Origin of the sequence: Pseudofrankia coriaricola (assembly GCF_001854805.1) — a bacterium.
Lineage (GTDB): Bacteria > Actinomycetota > Actinomycetes > Frankiales > Frankiaceae > Pseudofrankia.
Map to the genome: position 1 here is coordinate 23,539 of NZ_MBLO01000241.1, position 17,430 is coordinate 40,968.

General features: G+C 74.8%; 12 protein-coding genes. 8 read left to right on the forward strand and 4 right to left on the reverse strand.

Features of this window, described 5'->3' with window-relative positions; all coding sequences use genetic code 11:
• Nucleotides 1-6: 6 nt before the first annotated feature.
• Together BCD48_RS32940 and BCD48_RS51655 are read left to right on the forward strand one after the other, a co-directional pair.
• Complete coding sequence (locus tag BCD48_RS32940; protein WP_071052294.1) at nt 7-2,481, forward strand: ABC transporter permease; 2,475 nt, start codon at nt 7-9, stop codon at nt 2,479-2,481.
• A gap of 7 nt (nt 2,482-2,488) precedes the next feature.
• A complete protein-coding gene (locus BCD48_RS51655; protein ID WP_071052295.1) occupies nt 2,489-4,759 on the forward strand; it encodes a sensor histidine kinase in 2,271 nt (756 codons plus the stop codon).
• Nucleotides 4,760-4,770: 11 nt separating this feature from the next.
• Here the strand turns inward: BCD48_RS51655 and BCD48_RS32950 are convergent, their stop codons facing one another.
• Nucleotides 4,771-5,193 (reverse strand): response regulator, encoded by a 423-nt coding sequence (locus BCD48_RS32950; protein ID WP_071052296.1) that lies wholly within the window; start codon nt 5,191-5,193, stop codon nt 4,771-4,773.
• 111 nt (nt 5,194-5,304) lie between these two features.
• Nucleotides 5,305-5,994, reverse strand: a complete 690-nt coding sequence (locus BCD48_RS32955) for a response regulator transcription factor (protein WP_071052297.1) — start codon at nt 5,992-5,994, stop codon at nt 5,305-5,307.
• Nucleotides 5,995-6,183: 189 nt separating this feature from the next.
• Between BCD48_RS32955 and BCD48_RS32960 the strand changes: the two genes are divergently transcribed.
• The 6 genes from BCD48_RS32960 (at nt 6,184) to BCD48_RS32985 (ending at nt 15,083) form a co-directional block, all read left to right on the forward strand.
• A complete protein-coding gene (locus tag BCD48_RS32960) occupies nt 6,184-7,707 on the forward strand; it encodes a phytoene desaturase family protein (RefSeq protein WP_241842180.1) in 1,524 nt (507 codons plus the stop codon).
• 92 nt (nt 7,708-7,799) lie between these two features.
• Nucleotides 7,800-8,573, forward strand: coding sequence for a class I SAM-dependent DNA methyltransferase (locus BCD48_RS32965; protein ID WP_071052308.1), 774 nt, complete (start codon nt 7,800-7,802; stop codon nt 8,571-8,573).
• A 97-nt stretch (nt 8,574-8,670) separates the two neighbouring features.
• Entirely contained in the window at nt 8,671-10,605 is a 1,935-nt protein-coding gene (locus BCD48_RS32970; RefSeq protein ID WP_071052298.1) for a methylmalonyl-CoA mutase subunit beta, read from the forward strand.
• Nucleotides 10,605-12,917 (forward strand): methylmalonyl-CoA mutase, encoded by a 2,313-nt coding sequence (scpA, locus tag BCD48_RS32975; RefSeq protein WP_071052299.1) that lies wholly within the window; start codon nt 10,605-10,607, stop codon nt 12,915-12,917. The genes BCD48_RS32970 and scpA overlap by 1 nt, the downstream gene beginning before the upstream one ends.
• A gap of 25 nt (nt 12,918-12,942) precedes the next feature.
• Complete coding sequence (gene meaB / locus BCD48_RS32980; RefSeq protein WP_071052309.1) at nt 12,943-13,983, forward strand: methylmalonyl Co-A mutase-associated GTPase MeaB; 1,041 nt, start codon at nt 12,943-12,945, stop codon at nt 13,981-13,983.
• 239 nt (nt 13,984-14,222) lie between these two features.
• Nucleotides 14,223-15,083 carry a class I SAM-dependent methyltransferase gene (locus BCD48_RS32985; protein WP_071052300.1) on the forward strand — a complete coding sequence of 287 codons (861 nt, stop codon included), beginning with the start codon at nt 14,223-14,225 and terminating at the stop codon, nt 15,081-15,083.
• Between the two features lie 126 nt (nt 15,084-15,209).
• Here BCD48_RS32985 and BCD48_RS32990 read toward each other — a convergent pair whose 3' ends face one another.
• Both BCD48_RS32990 and BCD48_RS32995 read right to left on the reverse strand, forming a co-directional pair.
• Complete coding sequence (locus tag BCD48_RS32990) at nt 15,210-15,701, reverse strand: DUF5990 family protein (protein WP_071052301.1); 492 nt, start codon at nt 15,699-15,701, stop codon at nt 15,210-15,212.
• A gap of 20 nt (nt 15,702-15,721) precedes the next feature.
• Nucleotides 15,722-17,430, reverse strand: a 1,709-nt coding sequence (locus tag BCD48_RS32995) for a substrate-binding domain-containing protein (protein ID WP_083419568.1), incomplete at its 5' end; no start/stop codon positions are given.

Sequence of the window (17,430 nt, forward strand, 5' to 3'; positions counted from 1 at the left end):
GCGACCGTGACAAGTACAACCTCGCAGACGGCCCTGGACCGACCTATCCGGGCTGGCGGTGGCACGGCGCGCGTCTGGCGGCCGGTCTGGGCGTGGCTGCGGCTCGACCTGCGGCGCCGCTGGCTGTCGCTGCTCACGCTCGCACTGCTGGTCACGCTGGCCACCGGCGTCGTGATGACCGCCACGGCGGGTGCCCGCCGCGGCGCCTCGGCCCTCGACCGGATCCTCGCCGTCACATCGCCGGCCACGGTGGCCGCGGCGCCGAACGAGCCCCGCTTCAACTGGGACGCGGTGCGGCGCCTGCCCGGCGTGGAGGCGCTGGGCACGTTCCTGCTCACCGGCAACTTCGCCATCGAGGGCCACCCGGAGGTGGAGGTCTCGTCCCCCGCCATGGACGACGAGGGCATGCGTACGGTCGAGCGCCCCGCGGTGCTGGCCGGCCGGCTTCCCGACCCGGCTCGGGTGGATGAGGCGGTCGTCAGCCCACACTTCGTCGAGACGACAGGGCTGTCGGTCGGGGACACGGTGACGGCGCTCCTGCCGACGCCAGCAGAGACCGACGCAGCGGCGCTGAACGAGGAGCCGATCTCCTACTCGGGCCCGCGCCAGCGGCTCACGATCGTCGGTGTCGTCCGGTCCGGCTGGTGGCTCCGGGAACCCCAGGACAGTCCTGGCGGCATCGCGGCCACCTTCGCGTTCACCGAGGCGTACCGGGAGAACCTGGTCGGCGCCACCGGCGACGCGGCCATCGTGAACGCCATGGTCCGGCTGCGCGACGGCGCCGCCGGGATACCGGCGTTCCAGCAGGCGCTCGACCGGGTGGCGCGCCACCCCGTCGAAACCCTCAACGTCGTCGCGGACGAGCGCAGCTACCGCGAGACCACGACGTTCGAAGCCGTCGGTCTGGCCGCCTTCGCGCTGGCGGCCTACCTCGCCGCATTGGTCCTGGTCGGGCAGGCCGTGATCCGGTTCGTGATAGGCGCGACCGCCGACCTCGACGTGCTGCGCACGCTCGGCCTGAGCACTCGGCAGGCCACCGTCGCGGCCGCCGCGGGGCCGGTCCTGGCCTCGGCCGCCGGGGTCCTCGCCGGGGCCGGCGCGGCGGTCGCCGCCTCGCCGCTGTTCCCAATCGGGTCCGCGGCGCTGGTCGAGCCCGATCCCGGCGTCCACACCGATCTCCTGGTGATCGTCGCCGTCGCTGGGGTGACGCTGCTGCTGGTGGCGGTGGCGGCAACCACGACGGCGTTCGCCGCGTCCGTGCGCGGCGTCCGGCCGGCCCGGCCGCGCGGGTCCGCGGTCGCGCGCCTGGCCTACCGACTCGGCCTCCCGGTCCCGGTGCAGACGGGCGTGCGTTTCGCGCTCGAAACGGGAAGAGCCGGCGCCGCCGTGCGGCCGGCGCTGGTCGGCGCGGTCGTCGGCGTCCTCGGCGTGCTGGGCTCGCTGACCTTCCAGGCCGGCGTCGCCGACGCGGTGGCCAACCCCGCCCGGTTCGGGCAGGTCTTCGCGGTCGGGAGCTACGTGGGCTTCGGCGGTCACGACGTCGCGCCGGCCGACGACCTCCTGCGCGCCGCGGCCGCCGACCCCGACGTGCTCGCGGTCAACGACACCCGGGTCGACGTCGCGACCGTCGAGCGCCGGCCGGTGACGTTGTTCAGCCTCGACCCCGTGGCCGGGCACCCGCCGTCGATTCAGGTGCTGTCGGGCCGACTGCCGGCCACGCCGGGCGAGATCGTCCTGGCGCCCGGCGTCGCCAGCCGTACCGGCGTCTCGGTGGGCGACGTCCTCACCGTCGCCGGGCGTGACCCGGCAGCGGGCACGCCGATGCGGCTGACCGGGCTGGCCTTCGCTCCCCAGGACCCGCACACCACCTACGACGAGGGCGGCTGGGTGAGCGCGGGCGGCTACCGTGCGCTGTTCACGGACCGTCTTTTCAAGTTCCACGAGATCCGGGTCGAAGTGCGGGCGGGCGCCAGCGCCTCCGCCGTGCGCGACCGGCTCAACGCGGCCGTCGGCGCCGATGACGCCTTCATCCTCCTGCTCGACGACATCCCGGTCGACGAGCAGCAGCGATTCCGCGGCATCGCGGTCCTGCCCCGGCTCCTGGGGGCCTTCCTGGGGGTGCTCGCGGTCGGTGCGGTCGGTCATGCCCTGTTCGTCGGGGTGCGCCGCCGCCGGCACGAGGTCGCGGTACTGCGTGCGCTGGGGACCACCCGCTGGCAGGCGCGGGCGATCGTGCTCACCCAGGCCGCGGTCATCGCGGGCGTCGGCCTGGCGGCCGGCGTGCCGGTCGGCGTCGTGCTCGGTCGTGCCCTGTGGCGGGCGGTCGCGATGAGTACCCCGCTGATCTACGCCCCGCCGGTCGCGGCGCTGGCGCTGGCGCTCGTCGCGCCGGCCGTGGCCGTGGCGGCGGGCTTGCTGTCTACCGTCCCGGCCCGGCGCGCGGCCCGTCTGCGCGTACCGGACGTCCTCCGAGCGGAGTGAGCTACCCATGATGAGGCCCGCCCTCGACGACTCCGCGGACCACGGCGGCGCCGCCGGGCCCGACGGTGCCACCCGGCGCGACCTGGCGCCCGGCCACGGCTACGGCCACGGCGAGGCGTCGGGCGCCGGCCGCCCAGCGGCACCGCGGGCCGCGGGCGGCGAGGGCGCCGACACCACGGCGGTGGTCGCGCGGTTGCCCAGGCGGGCGCCCGCCTGGCTGCCCCTCGTCGTAGTCCTGGGAGCGTTTGCGGTCGCGGCGGTCGGCCCTGGCCTGGTCCGCGGCGCGGGAGCCACGCCCAGCGCCGGTGGCCAGCCGCTCGACGGGGCAGTGTGGGTGGTCGGCCTTGTCTCCATCGCCAGCTGGGCAGTGCCCGCCGTCGCCGCGCGGTCCGTCCCGCCCGGCTGGTCGCCCCGGCTCGTCTGGGTCGCCGCCGCCGTGGCGGTCGTCGAGGCGGGGGCGCTGCTGGAGCCGCGGCTCGCGGCCGCCGCCGTCGTCGCCTGGGCGCTCGCCCTGGTGGTCCCGCCCGTCGGCCCGCCCTGGGGCGTCGGCCGGCTGGCGTTCGCCGGACTGCTGTGCGCCGGGGCCGCGGCGACCGCCGTCGCCGCCGCGCCCGGCTCGGGGGCGTACGGCCCGGCGCTGGCGGGCCTGGCCGCACTTTGCGCCCTGTATGTGGCGGCCTGCCACCTGGTGCTGATCAGCGTTGCGGGCGCTCCAGGCGGCGTGCCCGGCGGGGGGGCGGGTGACCGGACCAGGTGGGCGCTGCTGTGGACGGGTGCGGGCGCCGTCCTCGCCGTCGCGGGCTCGGTGGTCGTCGGCGCGGGCAGTCTGTTGCTCCACATTCCGGACGACCCCGCGCCGTGGGCGCTCGCCGCCTGGGTGCCGGTGCCGCTCGCCATGGCCGCCGGCACCCATCCCCGGCTGGCGCGGTTCGGCCCGCGCGCCTTCGTCGAGGGCGTCACCGTCGCCGGGCTCGCCGTCTTCGTGGCGACGGTCTACCTGGGCGCCGTGCTTGGCCTGGGCAGGCGGCCCGGCGAGGGTGAGCGGGAGGTCCTCACCCTCTCGGTGCTGGCGGCGGTCGTGTGCGCGGCCTCGGCGCTGCCGGTCCGGTACTGGCTCGCCGGCCTCGCGGACCGGGCGGTGCGCGGCGCCGAGGTGCCGCCAGACAGGCTGCTCGCCACCTTCGGCACCCGGATGACCAGAGCCGTGCCGATGGACGAGCTGTTCCTCCAGCTCACCGAGCTGCTGCGCGCGACGCTCGGGCCGGCGGGCGCCGAGATCTGGACGGGCGGCGAGGGGACGCTCGCCCGGATGGTCAGCCTGCCCGAGCGGCCGGCGGCCCGGCTGACGCTCGGCGCGCGCGAGCGGACCGTGGTCAGCCGGGCCAGGACCGGCGGGAACGCCTGGATCGGGATGTGGCTGCCCGGGCTGCTCGACGGCGGCCAGGTCCGGGTGGCGCCGGTCACCCACCTGGGCGAGCTGCTCGGGCTGCTGGTGGTGCGCCGGCCGGCCAGGGCGGCGCCGTTCACCCCAGCCGAGGACCGGGTGCTCGTGGAGCTCGCCCGGCAGGTGGGCCTCGCGCTGCACAACCTGTCGCTGGACAGCGCCCTGCAGGCGTCGCTGGAGCAGCTGCGGGAGCGCAACGCCGAGCTGGTCGCCTCCCGGGCGCGCATCGTGGCGGCCGCCGACGCCGCCCGCCGCCGCCTGGAGCGTGACCTACACGACGGCGCGCAGCAGCACCTCGTCGGGCTGTCGGTCAAGGTCGGCCTCGCGGCGCAGCTCGTCGAATCCAACCCGGCGGCCCTCGGCCAGCTGCTGACCGGCCTGCACGCCGACGTCCGGTCCGCGGCGGCGGCGCTGCGGGAGCTGGCGCACGGGATCTACCCGCCGCTGCTGCGCGACCACGGCCTCGCCCCGGCGCTGCGCGCGGCGGCGGGCCGGGGCGCGGTGGACTGCTTCGTCGAGGCGGACGCCGGCCGTTACCCGCCCGACCTGGAGGCCGCGGTCTACTTCTGCTGCCTCGAGGCGCTGCAGAACGCGGGCAAGTACGCCGGCGCCGACGCGGAGGTGACGATCACGGTGACCGCCGGGGACGGCGCGCTCCGGTTCGAGGTCGCCGACGACGGCGCCGGCTTCGACCCGGCCGCGACCGCCGGCCACGGGTTCGAGAACATGCGCGACCGGGTGGGCGCCTTCGGCGGGACCGTCGAGGTCGAGTCTTCGCCCGGCGGGGGCACCCGCGTGCGCGGCAGCCTGCCGCTGCCGGCCGGTGGCCGCTAGCGGCCCGCGCATCAGCGGCCCGCGACGGCGCCGCTCAGCGCGGCCGGGGTCAGGTCGTCCTTGCGCACGTAGCCGACAGCGCCGCACGTGGCGGCACCGGGCGGGAGGTCCTCGGCACCGTAGGACGACATCAGCAGCACGACGGCCGACGGGTCGCCGGCGACGATCCTGCGGGTCGCCTCGACCCCGTCGATGCCGGGGAGGTGCACATCCATCAGCACGAGGGCCGGGCGGAGTCGCCCGGCGAGCTCGACGCCCTCCTCGCCGGAGGCCGCCTCAGCGACCACGGACCAGCCGGGCAGGGCCTCGACCAGGAAGCGAGCCACATCGCGGAACAGCGCCTGATCGTCGACGACGAGCACCCCGAAGAGGGGGTTGGCGGCGCTGGCGCCGGCGCTGGCCGCCGGGGCGAGGTCGGCGTCGGATGTCCACATACGACCATCGTCCGCGCCGCTCTGACCAGGGACAAGGAAGCCAGCCGCTGGCCAGGGCGGGTGCCAGCACCCCCTGGTGCGGGATCCGGTGCGGGATCCGGCGCGGGATTTCTAGTGCGCGGCCTGCCCGTTCGGGCCGCGCTGCTCGGCCAGATAGATCAGTACCGCCTTGACCCGGCGGTTCGTGTCCGGTTCCGCGGCGAGGCCCAGCTTGGCGAACAGGGTGTTGATGTGCTTCTCGACCGCGCGCTCGCTGAGGTACAGCGCCGCCCCGGCGGCGGCGTTGCTCTTGCCCTGCGCGATCTGCGCGAGCACGGTGCGCTCCCGGTCGGTGAGCATCGCCAGCGGCGAGGCCCTGGGCGCGGTCCTGGCGGCGACCAGCGCCTCCACGACCACGGGGTCCACCACCGAGCTCCCGATCGCGACGGCGTGCACCGCGCCGGCCAGCTGCTTCGGATCCCCGACCGCGTCCTTCACCAGGTACGCCCGTCCGCCGCTGCCGTGCTCGAGGAGTTTCAGGGCGTACTCGGGGTCGGCGTACTGGGACAGCACGACGACGCCGACCCCTGGATTGCTGGCCCGCAGCTGCGCGGCGGCGCGGATCCCCTCGTCGGTGCTCGTCGGCGGCATCCGCACGTCGGTCACCACCACGTCCGGCTCCAGCTCCGCCACCGCGGTCAGCAGGGAGTCCAGGTCCGCGCAGGTTCCGACGACCTCGAGACCGGGCTGGCTGTCCAGCATGCCGCGCACACCCTCGCGCACGATCAGGGAGTCGTCGGCCAGCACGATGCGCAGGGACACACCAGCAGACTACCGAAAGACGATCACGCTCCGGCCGCGCTGTCCGCTCGGTGACGCGGCCGGCCTCGGGGCGGGGCGGGGCGGGGGCGACCTGGTCGGGTTTCCCGCGGGCCGTCCTCACCGGGCATCGGGAGGGAAGCGGGCCGAAGCGTGGGAGAGTGTGCCGCGGGAGCGGGGGAGGTGACGGGTGTGGTGGCCCAGAGTGGCGGAACACGGGCGCAGGCCCGGCCGGACGGCTTCGACGCCGTCGTGGTCGGTTCCGGGCCCAACGGACTGGCGGGCGCGGTCACCCTCGCCGAGGCCGGATGGCGGGTGCTCGTCCTGGAGGCCGCCGGGCAGCCGGGTGGTGGGCTGCGCACCGAGGAGCTCACCCTTTCCGGCTTCCGCCACGACGTCTGCGCCACGGTCCTGGCGCTGGCGGCGGTGTCCCCGGCGCTGCGTGCTTACGGCGCGGACGCGCCGGGCCCGGGGGCGGACGCGCCGCCGGTTCGGTGGGCGCACCCGCCGGTGCCGCTCGCTCACCCGCTCGACGGCGGGGCGGCCGCGCTGCTGCGGCGCGACGTCGCCGCGACGGCCACCACGCTGGCCGCCGCGCTGGGGGGGACCGGCGGGGGAAAGGCCACCGACCCGGCCGGGTGGCGCAGGCTCGTCGGGCCGCTGGTCGCGGCCGGGCCGCGGCTGACCGACGGGGTGCTGTCACTGCTGGACCTGCCACCGGCGGCGCCGGTCGCGCTGGCCCGGTTCGGGGCGGTCGGAGTGTGGCCGGCGACCGCGCTCGCCCGGGCCGCGCTGCGCGGCGACGCGGCGCGCGCGCTGCTCGGCGGGCTGGCGGCGCACTCGATGCTCGACCTGGGCCAGCCGATGACCGCCGCCTACGGCCTGCTGCTGGCGGTGAGCGCCCACCAGGTCGGCTGGCCGGTCGCCGTCGGCGGCTCCCAGTCGCTCGCCGACGCGCTCGTCGCCCGGCTGCGGGCGCTGGGTGGCGAGCTCGTCACGGGACAGCCGGTGACGAGCCTGCGCGCGCTGCCGCCGGCGCGGGCGGTCCTGCTCGACCTGACCCCCCGGCAGGTGCTGCGGATCGCGGGCGACGAGCTGCCCGCGCGCTACCGGGCCGCGCTGGCGCGGTACCGGTACGGCCCCGGCGTCTTCAAGGTCGACTGGGCGCTCGACGGGCCGGTGCCGTGGCGGGACAGGGACCTTGCAGGCGCCGGGACGGTGCACCTGGGCGGCACGCTCGCCGAGGTCGCCGCCGCCGAGCGCGCCGTCGCCCGCGGCCGGCACCCGGAGCGCCCGTTCGTCCTGTTCGTCCAGGCCACGGTCGCCGACCCGACCCGGGCGCCGGCAGGCAGGCACACCGGCTGGGCGTACTGCCACGTCCCGCTCGGCTCGACCGTCGACATGACCGCCGCGATCGAGGCCCAGGTCGAGCGCTTCGCCCCGGGCTTCCGCGATCGGATTCTTGCCCGGCACGTCATGGGCCCCGCGGCGCTGGAGGCGCACAACGCCAACGAGATCGGCGGCGACATCGGCGGCGGCACCGCCGACCTGCGCCAGCTGTTCGCTCGCCCCGTCCTGTCCCGCCACCCCTGGGCCACCCCGCTGCCGGGCGTCTACCTCTGTTCCGCGTCCACCCCGCCCGGCGCCGGCACCCACGGCATGTCCGGCTACCACGCCGCCCGCCTCGCCCTGCGCCGCGCCGCGGCCCGGTCCTGACTCGGGAGAAGCGGTCCTGATCCGGGAGAAGCGGCCCTGGCCCCGGAGAAAATGGGGTGCGGGCGGCCGGGGCCGCTGGCAGGCTTCCCGGCATGGTCGAATCGCCCGATGGATGGGATCCCGCCGAGTACGGGGACCGGGTCGCGGACGTCTACGACGACTGGTACGACAGCATGGAGCCGGCGATGCCCGCGGCTGTCGGGATGCTCGCCGAGCTGGCCGGGGACGGCCCGGCGCTGGAGCTGGGCATCGGCACAGGACGTGCGGCCCTTCCGCTGGCCGCCGCCGGAGTGAAGGTGGCCGGCATCGACGCGTCCGAGCGGATGGTGGCCCGCCTGTGGTCGAAACCGGGCGGCGCGGACATCCCGGTCACGATCGGCGACTTCGGCGACGCCGCGGTCCTGGCGGAGGCCGCCGTTCCCTTCGGCGGTTTCCGGGTCATTTACGTCGTCTTCAACACGTTCTTCGCGCTGCCCTCGCAGGCGGAGCAGGTCAGGTGCTTCGCCGCGGTCGCCGGCGCCCTCGCGCCCGGCGGCGCCTTCGTCATCCGCGCCTTCGTCCCCGACCAGGGTCTCTACACGAACGGCTCGCGGTTCAACGTCGAGGCGATCGTTGGTGACGAGTCCAAACTGGTCGCCGCCGTGCACGACCGCAACTCCCAGACGGTCCGTGGCAACCACATCGTCATCAGCCGGCGGGGTGTCGAGACGTACCCGGTCAACCTCCGCTATGCGTGGCCCGCCGAGCTCGACCTGATGGCCGCCCTGGCGGGACTGACCCTCACGTCCCGCCACGCCGACTGGTCCGCGGCCCCCTTCACCAACGCCAGCACCGCCCACGTCTCGGTCTGGCACAAGCCGGCCTGACGCCGCGGCGCTGATCGGGGAAGGTCGTTTCTCGCAAGCGGGTGTGACTGAGAGTACATTCCAGGCTCCCTGGGGCGAGGGACTCTACGATCCGGTCATGAGCGTTCCCACGGCCGAGTTGGAGCTCGCCGCGCTGTTCCCGGAAGCGTCGCGAGAAGCCTGGCAGAAGCTGGTGCTCGCGGTTCTGCGCAAGTCGGGAATAGCCGGTGAGCAGGCCGTCCCGGCCGACGCGGAGTCGCTGCTCGCGACCGCCACCTACGACGGTTTCGCGATCAAGCCGCTTTATACAGCGGGTGACGGCGCGCCCGTCGATGTCGGCGTGCCCGGCCTCGCTCCGTTCGTCCGCGGGCGACGCGCCGAGGGCGCGGTCGAGGGCTGGGACGTGCGTGCCGCGCACACCCACCCGGACGCGAAGACGACCGCGGAGGCCGTGCTCGCCGACCTGGAGGGCGGTGTCACGTCGCTGTGGCTGCGGCTCGCACCGGCCGGTGGCATCGCCGTCGAGGCCCTGCCGGACGTGCTGCGCGACGTCTACCTCGACCTCGCGCCGGTCGTGCTCGACACCGGCGGCGACGCAGTGACGACGACCGCCGCGGCCGACGTGCTGCTCGCGCTCGCGGCTGCCCGTGGGGTCGCGCCGTCGGTGCTGGCGGGGACTCTCGGCGCCGACCCGCTCGGCTACGCGGCCCGCACCGGCCTCGCCGGCGAGGCGGTGACAGCCCACCTGGACGAGGCGTCGCGGCTCGCCGAGCGGGTCGCCGCGAGCTATCCGGGGATCCGGACGTTCGTCGTCGACGCGACGCCGTACCACGACGCGGGCGGCAGTGACGCGCAGGAGCTCGGCGCGTCGCTGGCCACCGGGGTTGCCTACCTGCGGGCTCTCACTGGCCCGCACTTGGCCACTAGCGGCGCAGCGGCCGGCTTCGACGTCGCCGGCGCGCTCGGCCAGCTGGAGTTCCGCTATGCCGCGACCGCGGGCCAGTTCTCGACGATCGCGAAGCTGCGCGCGGCCCGGCTGCTGTGGGCCCGCGTCGCCGAGGTCTGCGGCGCCGCCGAGGCCGACCGGGGGCAGCGCCAGCACGCCGTCACGTCGTCGGCGATGATGAGCCGGCGCGACCCGTACGTGAACCTGCTGCGCACGACGATCGCCGCGTTCGCCGCCGGCGTCGGCGGCGCCGACGCGATCACCGTGCTGCCGTTCGACGGGCGCCTGGGCCTCCCGGACGACATGTCCCGCCGGCTGGCCCGCAACATCCAGGTGCTGCTGCAGGAGGAGTCGAGCCTGACCCGGGTGATCGACCCGGCGGGCGGTTCCTGGTACGTCGAGACGCTGACGGCCGAGCTCGCCGAGGCGGCCTGGGCGTTCTTCACCGAGATCGAGCGGGCCGGCGGGATGGCGGCGGCGCTCGCCGTCGGCCTCGTCGGCGAGCGGATCGACGCCACCTGGGCGCGCCGCCGGGAGGACCTCGCGCTGCGCCGCGCGCCGCTGACGGGCGTCAGCGAGTTCCCGAACGTCGCCGAGACGTTGCCGGCGCGCGCCCCGGCACCGGTGCGGACGCTGACCGGCGGGCTGCCGGTCCGGCACTACGATGAGGACTACGAGGACCTGCGCGCCCGCGCGGACGCCGAGCTGGCGGCGAGCGGTGCCCGGCCGGTGGCGTTCCTCGCCACGATCGGGTCGCTCGCGGCCTTCACCCCGCGCGCGACGTTCGCCGCGAACCTGTTCCAGGCCGGCGGGTTCGACACCCCGAACGCGGGCCCCGGCGACGACCCGGTGGCGATCGCCGCGGCGTTCACCGCGTCCGGCGCGAAGATCGCCTGCCTGTGCGCGTCGGACAAGGTGTACGCGGCCAGCGCCGCGCCCGTCGCCGCCGCGCTCAAGGCCGCGGGCGCCACCCACATCTGGCTCGCAGGCAAGGCGGGGGAGCGGGCAGCGTCGGATGAGGCGGCCGGGATCGGCGGCTACGTCTTCACCGGCTGCGACGCGGTCGACGTCCTGCGCTCCGCTCTAGCGAAGGCCGAGGTCGCCTGATGAACAGCAAGGACCTGATTCCCGACTTCGCCGGCGTCGAGCTCGGCCTCGCCGCCGCGTCGGCGGCGTCGGCGGCTGGTCCGGACAGCGCCGCTCTCGCGCATCAGGAAGGCCAGTGGCGCGCCGCCGTCGAGGCGGCGACCGGCAAGAACATCGACGCGCTGGCCTGGGACACCCCGGAGGGCATCGAGGTCAAGCCGCTCTACACCGCCGCTGACACGGCGGGTCTCGACTTCCTCGACACCTACCCGGGGATCGCGCCGTTCCTGCGCGGGCCGTACGCGCCGATGTACGTCACCCAGCCGTGGACGATCCGCCAGTACGCCGGCTTCTCGACGGCCGCCGATTCGAACGCCTTCTACCGCCGCAACCTGGCCGCGGGCCAGAAGGGCCTCTCGGTCGCCTTCGACCTGCCGACCCACCGGGGCTACGACTCCGACCACCCGCGGGTGACCGGCGACGTCGGCATGGCGGGCGTGGCGATCGACTCGATCTACGACATGCGCCAGCTGTTCGACGGCATCCCGCTGGACAAGATGAGCGTGTCGATGACGATGAACGGCGCCGTGCTGCCGATCCTGTCGCTCTACATCGTCGCGGCCGAGGAGCAGGGTGTCGCCCCGGAGCAGCTGGCCGGGACCATCCAGAACGACATCCTCAAGGAGTTCATGGTCCGCAACACCTACATCTACCCGCCGAAGCCGTCGATGCAGATCATCTCGGACATCTTTGCGTACTCCTCGCAGAAGATGCCGAAGTTCAACTCGATCTCCATCTCGGGTTACCACATGCAGGAGGCGGGCGCTAGCGCGGACCTGGAGCTCGCCTACACGCTCGCCGACGGCGTCGAGTACATCCGCGCGGGCCTTGCCGCGGGCCTCGACATCGACGCGTTCGCGCCGCGGCTGTCATTCTTCTGGGCGATCGGCATGAACTTCTTCATGGAGGTCGCCAAGATGCGGGCCGCGCGGCTGATCTGGGCGCGGCTGGTGAAGGAGTTCGGCCCGAAGAGCACCAAGTCGCTGTCGCTGCGGACGCACTCGCAGACCTCCGGCTGGTCGCTGACCGCCCAGGACGTCTTCAACAACGTCGCCCGCACCTGCATCGAGGCGATGGCCGCCACCCAGGGCCACACCCAGTCGCTGCACACCAACGCCCTCGACGAGGCGCTGGCGCTGCCGACCGACTTCTCCGCCCGGATCGCCCGCAACACCCAGCTGTTCCTGCAGCAGGAGTCCGGCACCACCCAGGTCATCGACCCCTGGGGCGGGAGCTACTACGTCGAGCGGCTCACCTACGACCTCGCCCGCAAGGCCTGGGGCCACATCACCGAGGTCGAGGAGCGCGGCGGCATGGCGGCGGCGATCGACGCCGGCATCCCGAAGCTGCGGATCGAGGAGGTCGCGGCTCGCACCCAGGCCCGCATCGACTCCGGCCGCCAGCCGCTCGTCGGCGTCAACAAGTACCGCCTCACCGGCGGGGAGGACATCGAGGTCCTCAAGGTCGACAACTCGGCGGTGCGCACCGAGCAGCTCGCCAAGCTGCGCCAGCTGCGGGCAGACCGCGACCCGCACGCCGTCGAGGCCGCCCTCGCCGCCCTCACCCGCGCCGCCGAGGAGGCCCAGGCGGGCACCCGGGCCGTGGGCCTCGACGGCAACCTGCTCAAGCTCGGCGTCGACGCCGCCCGCGCGAAGGCGACCGTCGGGGAGATCTCCGACGCGTTGGAGAAGGTCTACGGGCGGCACGCCGCGCAGATCCGTACGATTTCCGGCGTGTACCGCGACGAGGCCGGGCCTTCGCCCGAGATCAGCCGGGCGCGCGCGCTGGCCACCGCGTTCGAGCAGGCCGAGGGCCGCCGCCCCCGCATCCTGATCGCCAAGATGGGCCAGGACGGCCACGACCGCGGCCAGAAGGTCGTCGCCTCCGGCTACGCCGACCTCGGCTTCGACGTGGACGTGGGCCCGCTGTTCCAGACGCCGGCCGAGGTCGCCCGCCAGGCCGTCGAGGCGGACGTGCAGATCGTCGGCGTGTCGTCGCTGGCCGCCGGCCACCTGACGCTGGCGCCGGAGCTGCGCGCGGAGCTGGCCAAGCTCGACCGGGCCGACATCCTGGTGACCTTCGGCGGCGTCATCCCGCCGCAGGACTACGACGCGCTGCGCGCCGCCGGCGCCGCGGCGATCTTCCCACCGGGCACGAGCGTCGCCGAGTCCGCCGTCGAGGTCCTCGGCATCCTCGCCGCCCAGCTCGGCCACGACCTCGGCGCCCCCAACGACGGCACCGACGGCGCCGAGCCCACCGCCGGCGCGGCCTGACGCGGTGACGGAGGTCCTCGCCCGCGTGCCCTCGTCCCGCCCACCCATCGAGGTCGACGCCTACGCCGACGGGGTGCTCGCGAACAACCGGACGATGGTCGCGCGGGCGATCACCCTGGTCGAGTCGAGCCGGGCCGACCACCGGGAGGCGGCGCAGCGGCTGCTGGTGAAGCTGCTTCCGCACACGGGCAAGGCCCGCCGGGTCGGGATCACGGGCGTGCCGGGCGTGGGCAAGTCGACGTTCATCGACACGCTCGGCACGACGCTGACCGGCGCCGGCCACCGGGTCGCGGTGCTCGCCGTCGACCCGTCGTCGACCCGCACCGGCGGCAGCATTCTCGGCGACAAGACGCGGATGGCGACGCTGTCCGCCGACCCGAACGCGTTCATCCGGCCGTCGCCGACGGCGGGCACGCTCGGCGGCGTCGCGAAGGCCACCCGCGAGGCGATCGTCATCATGGAGGCCGCCGGCTACGACGTCGTGCTCGTCGAGACGGTCGGCGTCGGCCAGTCGGAGACGACCGTCGCCGACATGGTCGACACCTTCCTGTTCCTGACGCTCGCCCGCACCGGCGACCAGCTGCAGGGCATCAAGAAGGGCGTCCTCGAGATCGCCGACGTCATCGCCGTGAACAAGGCCGACGGGCCGCACGAGATCGACGCCCAGCGGGCGGCCCGCGAGCTCGCCGGCGCGCTGCGGATGCTGCGCGCCCCCGACGACGGCTGGCGCGCCCCGGTCCTGACCTGTTCCGCGATCGAGAACAAGGGCCTGGACGAGGTGTGGGACCAGGTCGTCGCCCACCAGGACCTGCTCGACGCCGGCGGGCTGCTGGCGGCGAAACGCCGCCGCCAGCAGGTTGACTGGACGTGGGCGATGGTGCATGATCGGCTGCTCGCCGACCTGCACGCCCACCCGGCCGTCCGCGCGCTCGGGCCCGACCTGGAACGCCGCGTCCGCGACGGCACGCTCACGCCCAGCCTCGCCGCCGACGCGATCCTCGCCGCCTACGCCCAGCCCACCGCCGGTCCCGCTGGTCCCGAGGCAGACGCCGACCCGGTCGCCTGAGGCGCGGCGGACAGGCCCGCGCCGCCGACGTCCTCGCCGAGGACCTGGAAAGCGGCTGGCTGTGGTGCCGTGACGCGTCCGGCCATGAGGGCTGGGTCCCGGTGCGGACCGTCGCCGATGTCGACTGACTGCCAGCCAAGGGCCTTTCGGCCCGGCAGGTCGGACCTTTCGGTTGAAATCGGTGACCGAGGCCTAGGCTGGTCCTACGATCCGCCCGCGGGGGTTGACAGCGTGCGACCATGTGGGCGTTCCCGCGGCCCTTGCTCCGACTGCCCGGGAGGTCCTTGTTGCTCCGCCGGCATGCCGACAAGTTCGACGTCACCTTCGCCGCCTCCGACGGGCTACTCGGGTCGATGTCGGCGGAGCCGCGGGAGCTGTTGCTGCGTCGCGCGCTCGACGAGTTCGTCGCCGACGTCGCCGCGCTCGACGCCACGTCGGGCGCCATGGTCGCGGGCAGCGCCCGGCCACTCATCGACGCGGCCGTCGACGTGGCCGTGCCCCGGCTGACCGACGACGAGCTGGTCGTCTCCGGCCAGGAGGTGATGCAGGCCTGGGAGCGCCCGCTGATGCGAGCGCTCGCCCGCGCGGTCGCCCGGCCGGGCGGCTCGGTGCTGGAGGTGGGCTTCGGCATGGCGATCTCCGCCGGCTATGTGCGGGACGCCGGCGCGGCGCGGCACACCATCATCGAGGCGAACCCCCAGGTCGCGGACGCGGCCAGGAGCTGGGCCGCCGGGCGGCCCGGTGTGGAGATCGTCGAGGGCCGCTGGCAGGACGTCATCGGCGGCCTCGGCCACTACGACGGGATCCTGTTCGACACGTACCCGTTGACCGAGGCCGAGGTCGACGAGTACTACCTGCGCGGCGCGACGTTCGCCGAGCACTTCTTCGCGGCCGCCGCCGAGCACCTCGCCGACGATGGCGCGTTCACCTACTACTCGAACGAGATCGACTCGGTGTCCCGCAGCCACCAGCGCGCGCTGCTGCGCCACTTCGGCGCGTTCGGCGTCCGCGTCGTCGACGGCCTCACCCCGCCCGCGGACTGCACCTACTGGTGGGCCCCGTCCATGGCCGTCATCGTCGCCACCGATCCCCGCCGCTGACGCTCCGGGCGCCTGGGCTCCGCATACGGCCGGCTGGCCGGGCACGTTGATGTTGATGTCCAGCGGGGTCGGCCGAGGTTCGCGCCCGGCCCCCGAGGCGGCATGACCGCCGCCGACCGGCCGCGGTCAGCCCCCGTGGGCCTCGGCCGTCCAGGTGATGACCGGTGGGCGCACGGAGGCGCAGAGGGGATGCCCCTTCGGATCGGTGAGGCCGAGGCGGCCGACGAGCAGGCCCCAGGCGACGGCCTCGGCGAGGATCTCGGTGGGCACCGCGTTCAGCCACAGCTTGGCCCGCCGGAACATCGTGAAGCCACCCTCGGCCGGGTCGACCACACCCCAGCTCAGGTAGATGAAGCGCTCGCCGGGCCGGCCCTGGATGTGCTGCCCCCGGAGATCGATCCCGCCGGGCGTGGCGGTGGCGGTGGCGGTGGCGGTGGCGGTGGCGGTGCACTCGAGCGTCCACACCGCCGCCGCGGCGTCGCCCGGGACGAGGCCGAGCAGCTCGGCGGGCCGGCCCCGCCGCTGGACGGCGACGTGGATGTCCGCGTACCCCGGGAAACCGGGCGCGCCCGCGCACGCCCGGCCCGGCAGGTCCGACCCCTCGACGCGGATCAGCACCGGCGCGTCCTTCCCCCGCCTCAGGCGGTTACCGGGCCTACTCCCTGGGATAGCTGGCCCAGGCGTTCGATGTTGGACTTGGTGGTGGCGTTGGAGCGCCCGACGTAGCCGGTCTCGGTCGTGATGGTCTGCGCGTGCTCCAGGTAGTAGCGCAGGTAGGCGACGGTGGCCGGGTCCTTCAGCGCGTCGACGCGGGCGTAGACGAACAGCGGCTTGCACAGCGGCACGTAGGCGCCGCTGCCCGCGGTGATGGCGTTCGGCGGCTGGCAGCCCTCCCCGCCGTTGACGAGCACACCGCGCAGCTTGGAGCCCAGCTGGTTGTACGTCGGGAAGTCGAGGTAGCCGATGGCGTCCCGGTCGTTCTGCACGGCCTGCGCGACGCCGGCCAGGTCGGTCGTCGTGTAGGGCCGGGACTTGGAGCTCTCGCCGCTGATGCTGGCGTTGAACACCTGGGCCTGCACACTGTCGGGCTTCGGGCCGACGAAGTTGATCGGCTCGTCCGGGTACGACTTGTCGATCTGGTTCCAGCGGGTGACGGTCGAGCCGGCTCCCCAGATCTGCTTGAGCTGGTCGAGGTTCATGCAGCCCAGCCAGGTGTTGGCCGGGTTCACCACGATCGGCAGGGTGTGGTGCGCGATCTCGAACCCGACCACCTCGTCCTTACAGCTTGGATTCGGCGCGAACTTCGGGTCCAGCTCGTAGGACGTGCCGGCGATGGCGACCTGGCCGTTGCACAGCTTGGTGAACGCCTGGGTCGTGTCGGTGACCTGCGGGTCGAAGGCGACCGTCACCTTGGACTCGGTCTGGCGGAACTCCTGGAACGCGCGCTCACTGATCGGCGCGACCTCGTTCGAGTCGGCCACCCGGACCAGGTTGCGGGTCACGACCGGCGGTGTCGACGCGGCCGCCGTGGCCGGCTGCGACGACGGCTGGCTGGACGGCTGCGCGGTGATGGTCGGGCCGGAGCTGTCCGAGCTGGTCAGCGTGAGCCCGAGCGCGGTACCACCGGCGATGAACAGCACCGCCGCGATGATGGCCGCGATTCCGCCCTTGGTGCGCAGCGAGGCCAGCACGCCCGAGCGGCGTGGCGACCGGCCCCCCGGCCGTTGCGAGGCGTGCCCGCCCGGGGGCCGACCGGCCCCGCCTACGCCGCTGGCCCCGCCGTGCACGACAGTGCGCGCCCCCGAGCCCGGCCCGGTGCCCCAGGAGACGAGGCCCTGCTGGTCCTGCTGGCTGGCGCCGGAGGCCGCCGCGCCGGCCGCGCCCGCGCCCGCACCCGCGGCGGTGGCGGTGGCGGTGCTCGCGGTGCTCGCGGTGGTCGCCGGGTAGGCGTCGTAGGCGGCGGTGAGGCGCGCCGTCGAGTCCGGGTCCCACCCGGCGCCGGCGGCCGCCGCGGCGGCCCCAGGCGCAACGTAGGTCGTGCCGGCCGGCGGCATCGACAGCCCGGGGAAGGACGACAGCTCCGGCGGCTCCATCGTCGACGGGCCGATCAGCGCCGTCGCGCCGCCGGCGACCGGCTCCGCCTGCTCCGCGAGCCCGGCGGCCAGCAACGCGGCCCCGACCGCGAGGTCCTCGGCCGGCCGGTGCTCGAAGCGCCTCGCGCCGGGCAGCGCGGCCCGCACCAGCCGGTCGACCAGCGGCATCCGCGCCACGCCGCCGTAGAGCAGCACCGCCGACAGCGACTCGGCGGACGCCGGCACCGAGCGCACCGTGCGGACCAGCGCCCGCA